This is a genomic window from Bacteroides sp. f07 (genome assembly GCF_042854785.1).
In the GTDB taxonomy this organism is placed as follows: Bacteria; Bacteroidota; Bacteroidia; order Bacteroidales; family Bacteroidaceae; genus Bacteroides.
On sequence record NZ_BAABXI010000002.1, the window covers coordinates 134,872 to 151,863 of the forward strand.

The following is a 16,992-nucleotide window of genomic DNA, read 5'->3' on the forward strand; positions in this document are numbered from 1 at the left end:
GCGCGTCAGTTAATGATGAACTTTATGCCCACGCCCCACTGTGTATGAAACTTCCTCGTGTCGCCACCCCACAGGCAACGTTCCCGGAGGTTGGCGAGCAGTGCGATCCGGTCAGCCACGTAAAACTCCACATCGAGCGTCAGCGCACCGCCGTAGATGAAGGCGTCCCGGTCATGCAGCGTAGAGCCGTCATGCAGCACCTTTTCGCCCCAGTTCACCGATTCATATCCGGCAAGAGCTGAAGCACCTGCATAGACGAACACGATTTTACGGGCATCGGAAAGTATCTTGAAGTAGTAGCCGCCCTCCGCCGTGAACTGCGCCACGGGTATCTTCCTGTCCTTGTAAGGGTTGTTCTTCAACAGGTATTCGCCTCCGAATACCCATTTGTTCCCCTTTTTCGTGTAGGTGGAAAGAGCCGCCCCGAAACTGTACCCGCCGTCGTTGCCGCCGGGATGGAAGCCGTCCGCCATGTTCGCCCTGACCTCGATGCCCTGCATCTTCGGCAGGCATCGCTGGGCGTACGCCTGCCCCGTGAACAGGGCAAGCGACGCGATGATTATTGCGATGTACTTTCTCATGGTCAGCAACTTATTTAACAGACAGCTCATTGATGGTATTGGCACGTACCAAGTCCTCGTTCTCAATCACGAAAGACTGGTGGCGACCTCCGTTCTTCTCGTTGAGTTCCACCACGAGGCACTTGTCGTCGGGGATGGTGAACTTCGCCATCGTGAACACCGTGCGTTCGCTCTTCTTGCCCGGCACGAGTGTGGCGTAATTCTGCGCACGGAGCGGCAGGATGATCTGCTCCTGCACTGCGGTACGCTTCGCCACTTTCTTGTCCACGATTTTCCATGTGATGTAGTCCACATCAAAAGGCACGTTGCTCTGGTTCTTTATCTCTGTGTGGAAATAGAGCAATCCGTTGTGCGTGTAGATGCCTTTCAACAGGTACTGGATGCCGAATCGCTTGCAGCCGATATGCTTCACCTCGCGCTTGTTCTGCTTGTGGATGGACTTCATGATAAGGCGCACCAGCATCGGACTTTCGCTGCCCAGTTCCTTCAGATAGATTTCTTGCGCGTTGTTCGGGCGGTTCACCTTCTCGCCGTCATGGATGAAGTCGCACATTTCCACGTTGAGAAGCAGCGGTTCAGTGGCATATTTCACGTTGAAAGTATAGAAACTCCCGTCCTCCGTTATCACGGACATATTGGTCTCGTTCGGGAAGTTCCTCACGGTCGCTTTCACGCGAATGACGTTCTCCGCTCCGTCGGCTTTGCCCGCAATCAGGTCGGGCGAGCCTAAATCGACGTAGCGCACCTCCGAGGGGAAAATGACGTGGACGGTCTTGTCGTAGGTCACTTCCAAGCCGTGCGGGGGAACCATGCGGTCGAAGGTCAGCTTCTTTGTCAGCCCGTAATACAGGTCGCCGTCCGCCTCCTTCTGCGGATAGACCTCCTTTATCAAGGTCGGTTGTTCACTTCCGTTGTTCTCTCCAACGGTTACGTTCTCCTGCGCGTTGGCAGTTGCGATGCCCATAGCGAGGGCAAACATGATGATTACTTTTCTCATTACTTTGGATTTTAGTGGTAAATAAAAATTGGATTGTTGTTACTTTTTCTGTTTCAATTCCTGTCCTGATAGAGCATGACCTTGTACCCAGCTTTCAGATGCACCTTGACGGTACGCATCTTCTTGGCGATATACTGGCTCGTGCCTTGTATCAGCCCCTTGCCCAAGTCGGAGGCGAGCTGCGCCCCTGCGTTGGTGGAGATATTGATGCTGCTGCCCAGCGAGCCGCCCATGTTGGCGGCAACCTCCCTGACTGCATTCATTTCCATAGAGTTCGGAATGAAGATGCCGGGCTGTCCATCCGTGTCATACACCGCCAGTTCCACCGGTATGATCGTACCTGCGTACTCCAGCGAAGTAATTTCAATATCGAGCCGTTCGCCCTGAATCTTTGCCGTGCCTACCACCACCGCATTACGGGGGATAATTTTGTCCGCCACCGCCATTGGCTCCAGCAGCCGGAGTTTGACAGCTTGCCCGTCCGTCACACTCTGCGCCCCATAGATGCACGCCGAAATGGTGTTTTTGTCCGATACGGTCGTGACCCCCACCGCCGTATTGAAACTGCGGTTACGCTCTTGCGAGAAGGAGGCGACAAACTCGGCGTTACTCATCGGCTGTGAGAGCGAGGATACCACCTGATGCGTCACCTGCCTGACAGGTGCAGCCGTGTGTTTTCCGGCTTTCTGCACAGGGTAAGGTTCTGCCGCCTGTCCGACAGGTGGCTGTGTGCCGTTCTGTCCGCCCATGTACTTCGCCGCCAGTTCGTAGGACTTCTCCATGAATGCCACTTGGTCATCCATAGCGGACGCCTTGCCTTTCTCGCTCTCCAATTCCGATTCCAGCGAGGCGATGCGCTCCAACAGTTCGTCCATTTCCGCGTTGTCGTTCTTCGGCTGCTCATAGAAGTTGCCAAGCGTGGTATTGAGGTCGCGGTAGGCAGCTGCGGAGGATTGGATGGTCTTCGGGGCGGACTTCACGTTCTCTTCCGTGCCTCCGGGATTGGCAAGGTCGAAGTCCCTGCCGCTGTCCGTTTCCGCCACCTCGCGCTCGAACATATCGCCCAGTTCCTGCATGGCGCGGCTGCGATTCTCCTGCCGTTCCTCCATTGCCCCCTGCTCGTAGGCTTTCGCCTTGTCGCCGATGATCTGGCGGTTCGCCTTGTCAGCGTCAGGCATCTCGATGTTGTAACCTCCTGTCCCCGGTTGCTGCTCCTTGTCGGAAGACGGGGCGAATATCAGCCACATTGCCCCGATGAATACCAGCACCATAGCGGGCAGCACTATCATTTTCTGACGTTTCAGCCTTTGGGCTTCGGTCAGCGGCTTGCGCTCCTTCTTAGGTTTCCCGTTGTCGGGAGCCACCTTGTTTTCGTTTTTTGGTTCATTCTTCGTCTGTTCCATATAAATAAGGTATTACATTGTGATTGTTGTCCGGCTTCACGGACAGTTCCACCTGTCCGGCATGGTCTGTTACTATCCGGCTGCCGTCATTCCTGCCGATGTCATAGACGGCTTTGCCGAAGGTGTAGAGGGCAAGCACCGCGAAGGCGGCGAGCATCGCCAGCACGATGCGTTTGCGTGTCTTCGGGGGCAAACCGTCCAGATAGCCTTTGAGCCTTGCCACCAGCATTTTCTTTTTGTCGTGGAGCTTCCAGTACGCACGCCAAAATGATTTCCTGATTTTCTTCATGTCCGTTACCTTTTGATGGTTTGTAAATCCTTGTTCTCGATAATGGTGAATCCCTCGATGGTGAAACCGTTGGGATTGTCGTCTGAACGGGACGAGTTCAAGAGGCGGCACGTGGTAACGAGGCTGCGCTCGGTGACGTTGCTTTGCCTGATGATTTTCTGCGTGGCGTAGGTCACGGCACGGTAGGGATAGCCGTTGAAGTCGCACACCACGCTGTCCACCTTCAGCACTTGATTGATGTTCCCGGCGATGATGCGGTTGTAGTATCCTTTTTCGGCGAAGTCCGAATAGTAGTTGTACACACTTTTGTCCGCTAATAGCAGGGCGCGTTTCACGTTATGCTCTATCGCGCTCTTTTCGGGCGAGAGCGTGAAGAACAGCTCGTGGAAGCGACGCACGTGTTCCCTTGCCTCCGCCGGACGGTTCTGCGACAAGTCCTGCGAGAGAGCCAGCATCAGCGACTTGCCGTTGTCCAGCACGTAGATCTTTTCCCGTTGCCGCTCCGCGAAGCGGTAGGAACTCCACACGCTCCATATCGTTATCACGGCGCACAACGAGAGGAAGACGATACCGAACAGGCGTATCTGCCTGAACGATGATTCGATGTTTTTAAGTGACTTAAATTCCATTGTTGTTTATTCGTTTTTAATTGTCAGTTGATTATTTCAGCAGCTTCCCGGCACGTCCGACCATGTTGCCTGCGGCTGCACCTGCCACGCTGCCCGCCATGCTTCCGGCTCGTCCCGCCATCTGGTTCACGTTGCGACCGTAGCTTCCCATGCCGCCGGCTTGGATAATCCAGCCTGCCACCGTGGGGACGGTGAAGTAGCCTATGATTCCTATGATCATGAAGACGATATACACACCGTCGCTCGAATCCAGTGAGAAGTTCGGGTCAGCCTGCATCCGTTCGATGTCACTTTGGAGCATCAGTACCTGTATCTTCGCCAGTATGGTGCTGAACATATCCGACACGGGCAACCACAGATAGACCTGTATGTAGCGGCATATCCACTGTGTGAGCGTGCTTTGGAAGCCGTCCCACACCGATATGGCGAAGGCTATCGGACCGAGTATCGCCAGCACCACGAGAAAAAAGGTGCGGATGGTGTCTATCACGAGGGTGGCGGCTTGGAACATCAGTTCCAGTATCTCGCGGAAGAAGTCGCGGATGCCCTTCTTCATGTTGTACATCCCGCGCTCGATATACATCCCCGCCATCGTCACCATGTCACCGGGCGACCAGCCCAGTTCCTCCAACTGTTTGTCAAACTCCTCGTTTGACACGAGGTAGGCGGTTTCGGGATTGCGCATCATCGCTTCGTATTCCAGCCTGTCCTTCTGCTCGCGGTACTGGTTCATGTCCAGCGTTTCCGCCTCCAGCATCTTTGCCGTACCCTGCACGACGGGCGACATGACACTGTTTATCGTGCCTAATACCACCGTCGGGAAGAACATGATGCACAAGCCTATCGCAAACGGGCGCAGCATGGGGAACACGTCTATCGGTTCGGCTCTCGCCAGCGACTGCCATACCCGGTAGGCGACGTAGAACAGCGCGCCCAGTCCGGCGATGCCTTTCGCCACACCCGCCATGTCCCCGCACAGCGGCATCATCTGCTCGTAGAGCGAGCGCAGAATCTGGTGAAGGTTGTCGAAATTCATAGGCTACCAGTATCTTTCGTTCATGTTCCCGTACAGCCCCATGATGCGGTCGAGGTCGTTCTTCTTCTTTGCCCGCAGGTAGCTCACGCTGATATTCTTGTTGGTGTAGTAGTTCACGAGGTTGCGGTAACGCTTCATCTTGGAGTAGCAGCGTTCCACCACATCCATGCGCTCCTTGTCCGTCATGGAGAGCGTGGTGATGTTCACCACGTTCCTCAGTTCCGTCAGCACATCGTTGGATTCTTCCAATAGCTTGGTGTAGCCGAAGGCGATGGCTCCCAGTTCCTCCACCGTGAAGTTGTCGTCACGCATCATTCTCTGGAAGCTGGTCACATAAGTGTCGGTGATGTCACCCACCATCAGGATGGTCTGCTGCACCTTCCGGGCGTCCTTTACCAGATTGTTCACGGATTTGAGTGCGTCGTAATACTTCTTGCCCTGCTCGTAAATCTTCACCGTCTCTTGAAAATTTTTTATCATATTTTGGGCGGTTGTGGAAGTGTGTACCACGTTCTTGGAGGTGTTCACGATACTCTGCGCGATGTTGGACGGGTCTATCACCGCCCACTGTGCGCTTGCCCTGCCGACTGCAAACAGGCACAGGCAGATAATAAGTGTTATTCTTGTTCTCATGTTACTTTGGATTTTAGTGGTTATCGTTATTGCTCGCTTATCGGATGATCCGGTTTCGGTTTCACACGCACGTAGTCCCCGTTCGGCGAGAGGGTCAGTATGTCCGTCGCTTCGTTGTAGGACACGTCGATGCGGAAGCCGGTGTTCATGAACAGGTTGCCGTTTTCTTCCTGCAAGAGATAGGTTTCCGGCTTCAATCTGCGGCGGATGCCGCTCCGCTTGAACACCGTCACCTTATAGGCTTCGCCCTCCTTGTAGATAAGCACATCGGGCTTTCCCTCAACGCTCTCCCAGTTCCCGCAAAGCAGGTCGCGGCGGTTGTCCGCTACATCACAGGATTGTAGTACCATGACTGCCAGCCCGATTAAACATTTGCTGACTTGCAGCATTTTTGTTCTTGATATACTCATACGCATTTTCTTTTTTAGTTGATGAATCTGTTTTTATTTATCCTTTTTTCTCCGTCTTTCGGCAAGCTGTCGGATGGCGGCTTCGATGTCACCGCCCAGCTGCTCCGCCAAAAGGTACACCTCCACCTTCTCCGTTTCCTCTGTGGTGTACGCCAGATACTCCTCCGCGCTAACCTCTGTGGCATAGACCGCCGACTGCGTGCCACCCAGCCCGATCCAAACTTCTTTGTAGAGCCTTGACGGGTTGTTCGCCATGTTGATGGAGAGTATCTGCGACTTCTCCTTTTCCGTCAGACCTAAAAGGGACTGTATGGCGTCAAACTTGTTCATGTACTTTCGTTGGTCGAGAAGTATCTTGCAGTCGGAGTTGTTGATGATGCTCTCCTTGACCACGGGCGAGGAAATGATGTCGTCCACCTCCTGCGTTACCACGATTGCCTCCCCGTAATACTTGCGCACGGTCTTGTACATATAGCGCAGGTACTCAGCCATGTTCGCCGAAGAGAGAGCCTTCCAAGCCTCTTCCACTATCAGCTGTTTGCGCACGCCTTTCAGACGGCGCATCTTGTTGATGAAGGCTTCCATGATGATGATGGTTACGACCGGAAAAAGCTCGCGGTTTTCCTTAATGCTGTCAATCTCGAAGACGATGAACCGCTTGCCGAGCAGGTCGATGTTCTCTGTGGAGTTGAGTAGGAAGTCGTAGCGTCCGCCCCGGTAATACTGCCGCATGGTGGTGAGCATATTATCAATGTTGAAGTCGGACTTCTCCACCTTTATCTCACGCTCCGCCAGTTCGCGGCGGTAGTCATCACGCATATATTCATAAAAGGTGTTGAACGAGGGTACGATGTTCCGGTCAGCCCTGATACGCTCGATGTAGGCGTTCACCGCACTGCCCAGTTCGCCGCTCTCCGTCTTCGTCACTTTGTCGTCCTCCGACTTCCAGAGCGTCAGCAGCAGCGTCTTGATACTGTCCTTCTTCTCCACGTCAAACACGTAATCATCGGTGTAGAACGGGTTGAACGAAATCGGTTTTTCCTCCGTGTATGTAAAATACACGCCGTCCGCCCCGTTTGTCTTGCGTCGGATCATCTCGCACAAGCCCTGATAGGAGTTTCCCGTGTCCACCAGTACCACGTGCGTACCCTGCTCGTAGTATTGCCTCACGAGGTGGTTCATAAAGAAGGATTTGCCGCTGCCCGAAGGACCTAATACGAACTTGTTGCGGTTGGTCGTGATACCCCGCTTCATCGGCAGGTCGCTGATGTCGAGGTGCAACGGTTTTCCCGTAAGCCTGTCCACCATCTTGATGCCGAAGGGCGAGAGCGAACTGCGGTAGTTGGTTTCCTCCGTGAACAGGCATACCGCCTGCTCGATGAACGTATGGAAGCTCTCTTCCGCCGGGAAGTCCGCCGCATTACCGGGCATCGCTGCCCAGTAGAGCGTCGGGCAGTCGATGGTGTTGTGGCGCGGCACGCACTCCATGCTCGCCAGTTGGCTGCCCACGTCGTTCTTGATATGCTTCAACTCTTCCAGGTCGTCACTCCATGCCATGACGTTGAAGTGCGCCCGTACCGAGGTCAGCCCGTAGGAATGGGCTTCGTTCAGGTACTGGTCTATCCATTCGCGGTTGATGCTGTTGCTCCGGCTATATCGGGATAGCGACTGCATATTCCTTGCGGACTTCTCGAACTTCTGCAAATTTTCCTCACTGTTGTCGATAATCACATACTGGTTGTAGATGTGGTTGCAGGAGAGCAGCAGCCCCACGGGGGAGGCGAAGGAGAGGCGGCAATCGCTTCGATCCGTGGAGAGTTTCTCGTAGCGGATGTCGGTCGCCACCTTTCCGGGCATATCCTCCGCATCGGAGAGGGTGTACAGGCACAGACGGTTGTCGCCGATGCGCATTTCCTTTGCCGAGAGGTCGATGTCCTGCAAGGTCGCATTCCCTTCGGGCATGAGCGAGAAGTAACGCTCTATCAGTCCGGCGGACTTCTCCGTCCCGACAATTTCGTCGGTGGAGAGGCGGCGCAGCCTGACAAAGCCGCTGTCGTTCATGATGCGCTCGAACTGTTCGGCGGCCTCCATGAACTTCCCGGCGGTTTCCCTGTCCAGCTCCTTCGGGATAATATGCCCCCGGCACAGCGTGCTGAAGTTGCTCTGCATCCGGTTACGCTCCTTCGTCGTCTTGGTCAGGTAGAGGTAGCAGGAATGTTTCAGGTAGGGACGCTCGTTGAAGTGGCGTTCAAAGGAACGGCTCAAAAAACTCATGCCGTCCTTGTGAAGCTCCGGCTGATAGCATTCCTTGATGAACCAGTCCTGCTTATGCACGATGCAGAAGTCCGGCAGCACTTTGATAGCCTTGCACCAGCAGCCGTGTATCGCCTCGTACTCCGCGCCCGTCACGGTGTAAAGCTCCGGCAACTCCACCTCGAAAGCCACCGTGATGTCGGCGTCTTTGGAGATGATGCAGCCATGCTCCACCGCCAGCAGCGGGAACTTGTTTTCCAGTGTCGTCATTTTGGATGTATTTCTCATGTCGTTTCTTCCTTTCGTTGCCGTTTGAACAATCGGGTGATCCGCCGCCGGTTGATAAGGTATCGTGGATGGCTCCTTGCCGCTCCCAATTTCATCAGCCCGTGTTCGCCGTACCGGGCGTTCAGCGCGAAGGTCTGCCATACGAGAATGGAAGACGATGCCGCGCCGAAGCCGATACATACCCACTGGTCTATGCCGACCATGTAGAGGATGACGAACAGGACGAAGAGAGCCAGCAGACCTCCGCAGAAGATGAAGAGGTACTGAGCCTTCAAACCCTTGAACTCGACCGGACGACCGATACCCTTGTTTATCGGGTATTCAGCCATAGATTGTGTATTAAAGGAAGAATGAACGCAGGATAGTGGCGGCGACAATCAAGAAGATGCAAGCCCCGAACCACGAAGCGGCGGTCTTGCTTGTGTCCGGGTCGCCGGACGAAAACTTGCCATAAACTTTCACGCCTCCGATAAGACCGACCACCGCGCCGATGGCATAGATAAGTTTCGTGCCGGGGTCGAAATACGAACTCACCATAGAGGTGGCTTCGTTGATGCCCGCGATGCCGTTTCCCTGAGCAAATGCGGAGGCGGTTGCGGCGATCATAAGTGCCGCGGAGAGGATGAACTTTTGTCTGATGTTCTTGTTCATAAACTGTTCTTGTTTTGTGCCGTCCAAAGGGTGGATAGTCCTTTGTCGGGCGGTTGATACTTGGTTACTTTACTTTGGTTTAGTGGATTGCCCCGTTTGTTTTTACGGACTTGGGCGTGTCCGTTGCGGGTTGGCTGTACCTTGTACTGCCGTGCGCATGGTGTGATGCCGTCTTACGTTTTCATTTCCATTCTTTTTTTAGTCGTTATACATAGTCCCGGATATTGAACTCGTCAATATTGTCGGGTATGGTAAATTCCTTTTTCGGTTTCCTGAGCCGGACTTCGATAAGCCCCTTGATGCGGATGCTCAGTTCCGTTGAGCCTGCCATCATTTTCTCGTACAGTTCCGTCCCTTCCATGTCGGAGAAGACCTTTGCCGCACGTTCCCGTTCAGCTGTTGTCGCTTCTGGGTTCTTGGCAGCCCTGACCGCATCGTCTATCTCGTCAAAACTGCTTCCCGTAGCTCTCGGTGTGTCGGGCGTTCCGTCCTCCGGTTCATCCTCCCCGAACTCCAGTTCCGAAGGCGGGATACTCGTGAAGGTTTCGTCGAGTTTTTCCTCCGGAACTTGTGCCGGGTGGGACACGGTTTCCGTGGTTACGTCGTCAAAAGTAGCCTCTTCCTCCGACAGCTCAATGCCTTTTTCCGAAGTGGCGGCTTCTTGCGCCGGTATGGCAGCGGTTGTCCGGGTTGATGCCATCTTGAAACGGCTCTTGCCGATGATGTCCGATGTTTCTGCGGGAGGTGTCTCCCGTACCGGTTCCTGCTTCACCTCCATGCCGCCCAATGATCGCCATAGCCCGGCAATGCCTTTAAGGAAGCGGACGAATCTCGTTTCCATGATGCGGTCGTAAAGCAGCAGGAACAGGGACCACAGGTTGCAGCCGACCGATACGGCCAGCAGAATGTCAGTCATGCTTATTGTTCCATTCATGCGCGTTCTCTTTTAAGGGTTAGAATACTGCGTCGTAATTCCGGGCATAAAGGCTCTTTATCGCCTCTTCGCACTGGTTGAAATGGTGTGTAAGCACATGGTCGATGTAGGCGGACAGTGACAGCCTGTCATGCCCGATCACGCGGGTAATGCGCATGATGCGGTCGTGATACTCCGGGCGCACGTATGCCATCTTCCCCTCGCGTGCCTTTACTTCGGGTTCACGGATGAAAAGCCGTTCATAGTCCTTTTCGCCGCATTTGCCGCTTACCGGCACGGGCGACAGGATTTCCACACTCGCCTGCACTTGGGCAAGCATACCTCCGCCGTCATGGTGCGGACTTCTGTTTTTCTGGTTCTTTTCCTGATTCATATCCATATTCAAATTAAGTCTTCACGTTGTTTCTTGTACAGTTCGTTTATTTTCTCCTTGTGCTGTTCCAGATGTTGGCGCAGCACGGTGTCCACGTAGCCGCCTACCGAGATTTCCCGTCCGGCGATGTCGTTCACGATTTTAAGAATCTTGCTGTGTACGTCCCGGCTGATATAGACGCACTGGCGTGTCTTTATCTCGTTGCGGCGAAGGAACAGACCGGAATAGTCGTCCTCCTGCCGTTTGCGGCGTCCGCTGTCTTTCTGCACCTTCTCCCTTGACGGGGATGCCGTGGGCGGTGGTTCCGTTTCCGGGACGCTCTCTTCTTCGGGGACAGGCACGGACGGCTCCTGCGCGCGGTACAGGGTCCCGTCCTGCTTGCGTCTGCCGATGGAGGCTATCAACAGTTCCTCGTCGATGCCTTCGGTGTTCACTTTCCTGCTGCCCATGCTCATTGAGGTTTGATGATACGGCTGATCTCTTCCGAGAACTCACGGATGCCGCTCCCTTTCAGCAGGGATGCGTCCATCGGGAAGATGGTAGAGCGGAATACGCTCTTGCGCTCTTCCGAGAGGTCGCGCCGGAACTTCTTGCTGTCGGGCAGGCGGGTGGACAACACCGACAGCCCCATTTCGGCAATCACATCTTCATACAGGTCGTACAGCCCGTTCTTCTCCCTGCCGTCCACCATCGTCCAGAACAGGTACAGCCCTTTTGTTTTTGCCTGTCCCGTCGTCATGAGGTTGTCACGGAACATCACGGCGAATTGCAGGGTGCTTTCCACGACGAAGCGGTCGGCACTCATGGGCGCGAAGATGTAGTCCATCTGTGAGAGGGTCTTTACCACGCCGTTGCTTTTCAGCGTTCCCGGCATATCGAAGAATACGATGTCCGGTTTCACTTCTTCTTCGGCAAGCATCCTTTCGGCATCGTCAAGGGCATTGAGGGCATCGCTTGCAATGACCGGATAGGCGTTCTTCCTGATCTTGCGGAAGTGGTCACACGCGAGTGCCTTGAAATAGAGGCTCTCGTCGATAAGTTTCGTTTCACGTTCGCGCAGTCCGTGAATGCTGTGCTGCGGGGCATCGCAGTCTATGACAGCGACATTGTGACCTTGCACGTTGTGGAGATAGCTGGCGGCAAGAGCCGTGACGGTAGATTTGCCGATGCCTCCCTTTTGTGTTGCGAATGCAACGAAGATTTCATTACTCATGGTTCTATTGGTTTTAATGGTTGATGAATTATTCTCGTGTTCCTGTACGGAAGCGGTGACATACATATCGAAGTCCGTGAGGCTCTGACAGATTGGTCCGTCACGTATCCGCTTCAATGGTGAATCCGTGATTCGGATAACCGGTGAATGACGGCACTGCGTCATGAAGTCATTGAATCCGTGAATCACTGCGTCATTGGAAAACCGGGTATCCGACGGTTCGGATATTCGGTTTGGCAAATATCCGCCGAAGCGGTTTGCCGGGTATTTGAAAGTTCCTTTTTCCATATCTTCAAATCGTTCGTTTCTTGAATCATGCTGCAAATAAACAAGGATATTTTTGAACCTGTATCACTTCCCGGACAAGTGGCGGCTTGTTGCGCCGGTTGGCACTGATTGTCCGGTTCAAACCTCTGTCCGATACCGCTTTAAGGGCGTAACTTTGTACCCGAACGGAAGGGTTCGCCGCAGGTGGCGCAGCCCGGAGTTTGAAAGGCATTCCCCCAATCCGTCCCCGACGGATTTTTATGTTCACCTGAACATAGCAAGATGTCTTTTCAGCCGCTCAAAATATTTTGAGCAGCCACGAAAAGCACTTGCCCTTGCAGGGGGCGGGATTCCCTCCGAAGTCGGAAATCCTTTCAAACCTACGGTGTCTGTGCCTTGAAGCGGCGGCTTATGCCGTCAATCCGCTAAATCCAAAGTAATATGAGTGAAAAAAGAAAGAACAAGACCGGGAGAAATCCCAAACTTGATCCGGCGGTGTTCCGTTACACCGTCCGTTTCAACGAGGAGGAACACAACCGTTTCCTCTCCATGTTCGAGAAGTCAGGCGTTTACGCCAAGTCGGTTTTCCTGAAAGCGCACTTCTTCGGACAGCCGTTCAAAGTGCTGAAAGTGGACAAGACGCTGGTGGATTATTACACCAAACTGTCCGATTTTCACGCACAGTTCCGCGCGATAGGCACGAACTACAACCAAGTCGTGAAGGAATTGAGGGTGCATTTTTCCGAAAAAAAGGCAATGGCGTTGCTCTACAAGCTGGAGCAGCAGACCGTCGAACTCGTGAAACTGAGCCGTGTGATTGTGGAACTTTCAAGAGAAATGGAGGCGAAATGGTCGCAAAAATCAGTGTAGGAAATTCGTTGTACGGCGCACTTGCCTACAACGGGGAAAAGATCAACGAGGCGCGAGGGCGGTTGCTCACCACCAACCGCATCTACAATGACGGTTCGGGAAAGGTGGACATCAGCAAGGCGATGGAGGGTTTTATCACATTCATGCCACCACAGATGAAAGTGGAGAAACCGGTGGTACATATCTCGCTCAATCCGCATCCGGAGGATGTGCTGACTGATACGGAATTGCAGGATATAGCCCGTGAGTATCTGGAAAAACTCGGTTTCGGGAACCAGCCTTACCTTGTTTTCAAGCATGAGGACATTGACCGACACCACCTGCATATCGTGACGGTCAACGTGGACGAGAACGGAAAACGGCTCAATCGGGATTTCCTCTACCGCCGCAGTGACCGTATCCGCAGGGAGCTGGAACAGAAGTACGGTTTGCGTCCGGCAGAACGCAAGAACAGCCGTCTTGACACGCCGCTGCACAAGGTGAACGCCTCTGCGGGCGACGTGAAGAAGCAGGCGGGAAATATCGTCAAGGCTATCAGCGGGCAGTACCGCTTCCAGACGATGGGCGAATACCGCGCACTCCTTTCCTTATATAATATGACGGTGGAGGAAGCGCATGGCAATGTGCGCGGACGCGAGTATCATGGGCTGGTCTATTCCGTCACGGACGATAAGGGTAACAAGGTCGGCAATCCTTTCAAGTCCTCGCTGTTCGGGAAGTCCGTCGGCTATGAAGCTGTGCAGAAGAAGTTTGCCCGTTCCAAGCAGGAGATTAAGGACAGGAAACTTGCTGACATTACGAAACGCACCGTCCTTTCCGTACTGGAAGGTACGTATGACAAGGAGAAATTTGTAGCCGCGCTCAAAGGGAAGGGCATCGACACCGTACTGCGCTACACGGAGGAAGGGCGCATCTATGGAGCCACGTTTATCGACCACCGCACGGGCTGCGTGTTGAACGGCTCACGCATGGGCAAGGAGCTTTCCGCGAATGCCTTGCAGGAACACTTCACGTTGCCTTACGCCGGACAGCCGCCGATTCCGCTTTCCGTTCCGGTGGAGGAACCGGAAAACAGGCAAGGATATTCCGGAGGGGAATACGAAAGCCATTCCGGTGGCATGAACCTGTTTGCCCCTGAAGGTCCGGCAGTGGATGCCGAAGAAGAAGCCTTCATCCGAGCGATGCAGCGCAAGAAGAAAAAGAAGAAGCGCAAGGGCTTGGGAATGTAATCAGGAGTATCAACAATCAAAAAAATCAATGTATGTCACAACAAGAAGACGATTTGAGGGCATTGGCGAAAATCATGGATTTTCTGCGTGCCGTGAGTATTATTTTAGTGGTCATGAACGTGTACTGGTTCTGCTATGAAGCCATCCGGATTTGGGGAGTGGACATCGGCGTGGTGGACAGAATCCTGATGAACTTCAACCGCACGGCGGGGCTGTTCCGTTCCATCCTGTACACTAAACTGTTTGCCGTTCTCCTGCTTGCCCTGTCCTGTCTGGGGACAAAGGGCGTGAAAGGTGAGAAAATCACTTGGGGACGAATCTGGACGGCTCTTGCCGTTGGCTTCGTGCTGTTCTTCCTCAACTGGTGGATACTGGCTTTGCCGCTACCGATAGAGGCGGTGACGGGACTGTATATCCTGACCGTTGGCGCAGGTTATGTCTGTCTGCTGATGGGCGGTCTGTGGATGAGCCGCTTGTTGAAGCACAACCTCATGGATGACGTGTTCAACAACGAGAACGAGAGCTTCATGCAGGAAACGCGGCTTATCGAAAGCGAGTATTCGGTCAATCTGCCGACACGGTTCTACTACAAGAAGCGTTGGAACAACGGCTGGATAAATGTCGTGAATCCTTTTAGAGCTTCCATCGTGTTGGGTACGCCGGGCAGCGGAAAATCATACGCAGTGGTAAATAATTTTATCAAGCAGCAGATTGAAAAGGGCTTTTCGATGTATGTGTACGACTTCAAATTCAGCGACTTGTCCACGATAGCCTACAATCATCTGCTGAACCACCCGGAGGGCTACAAGGTGAAGCCGAAGTTTTATGTGATAAACTTCGACGACCCGCGACGCTCGCACCGTTGCAATCCCATCCACCCGGACTTCATGGAGGATATTACGGACGCTTATGAGAGTGCGTACACGATTATGCTCAATCTTAATAAAACGTGGGTGCAGAAGCAGGGCGACTTTTTCGTGGAATCACCTATCATCTTGTTCGCCAGCATTATATGGTATCTCAAAATCTATAAGGGAGGTAAGTATTGCACGTTTCCCCATGCTATTGAGTTCCTGAATCGCCGCTACGAGGATATTTTCCCGATTCTTTCTTCATATCCCGAACTTGAAAACTACCTATCACCATTCATGGATGCTTGGCTCGGTGGGGCGGCTGAGCAGCTTCAAGGGCAGATAGCAAGTGCAAAAATTCCGCTCTCGCGCATGATTTCCCCGCAACTCTATTGGGTAATGTCGGACAGCGAGTTTACGTTGGATATCAACAATCCCGAAGAGCCGAAAATCTTGTGCGTGGGTAATAATCCCGACCGTCAGAATATTTATGGTGCGGCTCTCGGTTTGTATAACTCCCGTATCGTAAAGCTCATTAACAAGAAGGGGATGCTGAAGTCGTCGGTCATTATAGATGAACTACCGACGATATATTTCAAGGGGCTGGATAATCTTATCGCCACCGCACGAAGCAATAAGGTTGCCGTGTGTCTGGGCTTTCAGGATTTCAGCCAGTTGGTGCGCGACTATGGCGATAAGGAAGCCAAAGTCGTGATGAACACCGTCGGCAATATCTTCTCCGGGCAGGTGGTGGGTGAAACCGCCAAGACGCTATCCGAACGCTTCGGAAAGGTGTTGCAAAAACGGCAGTCCATTTCCATCAATCGGCAGGACGTTTCCACCTCCATCAATACGCAAATGGACGCGCTTATCCCGCCCAGCAAGATTTCCGGCTTGACGCAGGGAATGTTTGTCGGCTCGGTGTCCGACAACTTCAACGAGCGCATCGAGCAGAAGATTTTTCACTGTGAGATTGTCGTGGATGCCGAGAAGGTGAAGCGCGAGGAAAAAGCCTACAAGAAGATACCCGTCATTACCGACTTCACGGACGAAAACGGCAACGACCGCATGAAGGAAACGGTGCAGGAGAATTACAGGCGAATCAAGGAGGAAGTCAAGCAGATTGTTCAGGAGGAACTGGAACGGATTGCCAATGATGAAAACCTGAAACATCTGTTGCAGCAGAAATAAGCTATTAAATAAGGGTGGTTAATCTCAAAATCCACCCTTATTTAATATTCTTCTAAATGTTTATTTTGACGTAAATTCTCAACGTAATACGCTAAGTTACTTGAAACTTTATTAAATACTTTATCAAGATATGGGACGATATTTTCCAAATTTAATTCCAGTTCTAATGGAAAACCATGATATTGGTGTAGGAATTTTTTTATGTCATTTCTTTCAGAAACAGATAAAAGCAAAAATGGATTACTGTTTTTATAATATACCATTGCTGAAAGATGAATAAAAGCGCATCCTAATTTATAAACAAAAAAGGACCAGCCATAAAATTCATTAGCTAAATCCACCATTTGTTTATCGGTTACTATTTTCTTTGTATTGGGATAGGACCATTTTATTCCTTCCAATGTTTGGCTTATAAAATGTTCTCTAAGGGTTAAGTCATTAATTGATAACAAAAACATTACCCTTACCATAGAGTCCAGTTCTTGACGCAGGATAGATATAACCTGTCCGTATAATTGTTGTTGCAACAAAATATTTATGGCACAAGAATGTTCTTTTGACCTTTGATTAACTATGTCGCAAAATAAATTAACGTTATCAGTTTTCATTATTACAGGATTTCGTTACCTATGATACAAGTTTCACTATTGCTTTATCATATATATATTATGCCACCTTTCCTTTTTGGTGTATATGATAGTATACCACTATACAAAGAAATTCTCAATTCTATTGAACTCCAATCGTCCGTTTCACTTTTCAGCTATTAGTCGTTTTATTATATTGAGATTGTCTATAATCATTTATAATACGGGCGCAAAGATAGTGTTTTTTGATGGAAATCGTTGAAATAATGCATGGAGAGTGTTATTAGACATATGAGAATCAAAGAAA

20 protein-coding genes are annotated in these 16,992 nt (G+C 52.1%); 3 read left to right on the top strand and 17 right to left on the bottom strand.

From position 1 onward, the window contains the following. Nucleotides 1-5: 5 nt before the first annotated feature. From ACGHVY_RS15680 to ACGHVY_RS15755, 16 genes are all read right to left on the bottom strand, one after another. A complete protein-coding gene (locus tag ACGHVY_RS15680) occupies nt 6-581 on the bottom strand; it encodes a conjugal transfer protein TraO (protein ID WP_390599782.1) in 576 nt (191 codons plus the stop codon). A gap of 10 nt (nt 582-591) precedes the next feature. Next, a complete protein-coding gene (traN, locus tag ACGHVY_RS15685; RefSeq protein ID WP_390599783.1) occupies nt 592-1,578 on the bottom strand; it encodes a conjugative transposon protein TraN in 987 nt (328 codons plus the stop codon). Between the two features lie 53 nt (nt 1,579-1,631). Continuing rightward, nucleotides 1,632-2,981: a conjugative transposon protein TraM gene (gene traM, locus ACGHVY_RS15690; protein ID WP_390599784.1), complete on the bottom strand. Its 1,350-nt coding sequence runs from the start codon at nt 2,979-2,981 to the stop codon at nt 1,632-1,634. Further along, nucleotides 2,962-3,270, bottom strand: coding sequence for a TraL conjugative transposon family protein (locus tag ACGHVY_RS15695; protein WP_149963359.1), 309 nt, complete (start codon nt 3,268-3,270; stop codon nt 2,962-2,964). Before ACGHVY_RS15695 ends, traM begins: the two co-directional genes overlap by 20 nt. 5 nt (nt 3,271-3,275) lie before the next feature. Further along, nucleotides 3,276-3,899, bottom strand: coding sequence for a conjugative transposon protein TraK (traK, locus tag ACGHVY_RS15700; RefSeq protein WP_390599785.1), 624 nt, complete (start codon nt 3,897-3,899; stop codon nt 3,276-3,278). A gap of 31 nt (nt 3,900-3,930) precedes the next feature. Then, the gene (gene traJ / locus ACGHVY_RS15705; RefSeq protein WP_390599786.1) at nt 3,931-4,935 is read right to left on the bottom strand and encodes a conjugative transposon protein TraJ; all 1,005 of its coding nucleotides are present in this window, start codon (nt 4,933-4,935) and stop codon (nt 3,931-3,933) included. Nucleotides 4,936-4,938: 3 nt separating this feature from the next. Continuing rightward, complete coding sequence (locus tag ACGHVY_RS15710) at nt 4,939-5,568, bottom strand: DUF4141 domain-containing protein (RefSeq protein ID WP_390599787.1); 630 nt, start codon at nt 5,566-5,568, stop codon at nt 4,939-4,941. A gap of 26 nt (nt 5,569-5,594) precedes the next feature. Further along, nucleotides 5,595-5,978: a DUF3876 domain-containing protein gene (locus ACGHVY_RS15715; RefSeq protein WP_390599788.1), complete on the bottom strand. Its 384-nt coding sequence runs from the start codon at nt 5,976-5,978 to the stop codon at nt 5,595-5,597. 33 nt (nt 5,979-6,011) lie between these two features. Then, nucleotides 6,012-8,519, bottom strand: a complete 2,508-nt coding sequence (locus ACGHVY_RS15720) for a TraG family conjugative transposon ATPase (protein WP_390599789.1) — start codon at nt 8,517-8,519, stop codon at nt 6,012-6,014. Further along, nucleotides 8,516-8,848 (bottom strand): DUF4133 domain-containing protein, encoded by a 333-nt coding sequence (locus ACGHVY_RS15725; protein ID WP_390599790.1) that lies wholly within the window; start codon nt 8,846-8,848, stop codon nt 8,516-8,518. Before ACGHVY_RS15725 ends, ACGHVY_RS15720 begins: the two co-directional genes overlap by 4 nt. 10 nt (nt 8,849-8,858) lie before the next feature. Beyond that, the gene (locus ACGHVY_RS15730; protein ID WP_005850490.1) at nt 8,859-9,170 is read right to left on the bottom strand and encodes a DUF4134 domain-containing protein; all 312 of its coding nucleotides are present in this window, start codon (nt 9,168-9,170) and stop codon (nt 8,859-8,861) included. A gap of 205 nt (nt 9,171-9,375) precedes the next feature. Next, entirely contained in the window at nt 9,376-10,104 is a 729-nt protein-coding gene (locus ACGHVY_RS15735; protein ID WP_390599791.1) for a conjugal transfer protein TraD, read from the bottom strand. Between the two features lie 19 nt (nt 10,105-10,123). Beyond that, nucleotides 10,124-10,477 carry a DUF3408 domain-containing protein gene (locus tag ACGHVY_RS15740; RefSeq protein ID WP_038608074.1) on the bottom strand — a complete coding sequence of 118 codons (354 nt, stop codon included), beginning with the start codon at nt 10,475-10,477 and terminating at the stop codon, nt 10,124-10,126. A gap of 8 nt (nt 10,478-10,485) precedes the next feature. Then, a complete protein-coding gene (locus tag ACGHVY_RS15745; protein ID WP_390599792.1) occupies nt 10,486-10,926 on the bottom strand; it encodes a DUF3408 domain-containing protein in 441 nt (146 codons plus the stop codon). A 2-nt stretch (nt 10,927-10,928) separates the two neighbouring features. Next, nucleotides 10,929-11,978 carry a ParA family protein gene (locus ACGHVY_RS15750; RefSeq protein ID WP_390599793.1) on the bottom strand — a complete coding sequence of 350 codons (1,050 nt, stop codon included), beginning with the start codon at nt 11,976-11,978 and terminating at the stop codon, nt 10,929-10,931. Between the two features lie 25 nt (nt 11,979-12,003). After that, on the bottom strand, nt 12,004-12,225 hold the full coding sequence (locus tag ACGHVY_RS15755; protein ID WP_390599794.1) for a hypothetical protein: 222 nt from the start codon (nt 12,223-12,225) through the stop codon (nt 12,004-12,006). Between the two features lie 173 nt (nt 12,226-12,398). Between ACGHVY_RS15755 and mobA the strand changes: the two genes are divergently transcribed. Genes mobA through mobC form a run of 3 tightly spaced genes read left to right on the top strand, consistent with a single transcriptional unit; the run spans nt 12,399 to nt 16,098 of the window. Then, entirely contained in the window at nt 12,399-12,827 is a 429-nt protein-coding gene (gene mobA, locus ACGHVY_RS15760; protein WP_390599795.1) for a conjugal transfer protein MobA, read from the top strand. Next, nucleotides 12,806-14,056: a conjugal transfer protein MobB gene (mobB, locus tag ACGHVY_RS15765; protein ID WP_390599796.1), complete on the top strand. Its 1,251-nt coding sequence runs from the start codon at nt 12,806-12,808 to the stop codon at nt 14,054-14,056. Before mobA ends, mobB begins: the two co-directional genes overlap by 22 nt. Nucleotides 14,057-14,088: 32 nt before the next feature. Further along, complete coding sequence (gene mobC / locus ACGHVY_RS15770; RefSeq protein WP_390599797.1) at nt 14,089-16,098, top strand: conjugal transfer protein MobC; 2,010 nt, start codon at nt 14,089-14,091, stop codon at nt 16,096-16,098. A 41-nt stretch (nt 16,099-16,139) separates the two neighbouring features. On the opposite strand, the gene ACGHVY_RS15775 is transcribed toward mobC, so the two are convergent. Then, on the bottom strand, nt 16,140-16,706 hold the full coding sequence (locus tag ACGHVY_RS15775) for a hypothetical protein (RefSeq protein WP_390599798.1): 567 nt from the start codon (nt 16,704-16,706) through the stop codon (nt 16,140-16,142). Between the last annotated feature and the right edge of the window lie 286 nt (nt 16,707-16,992).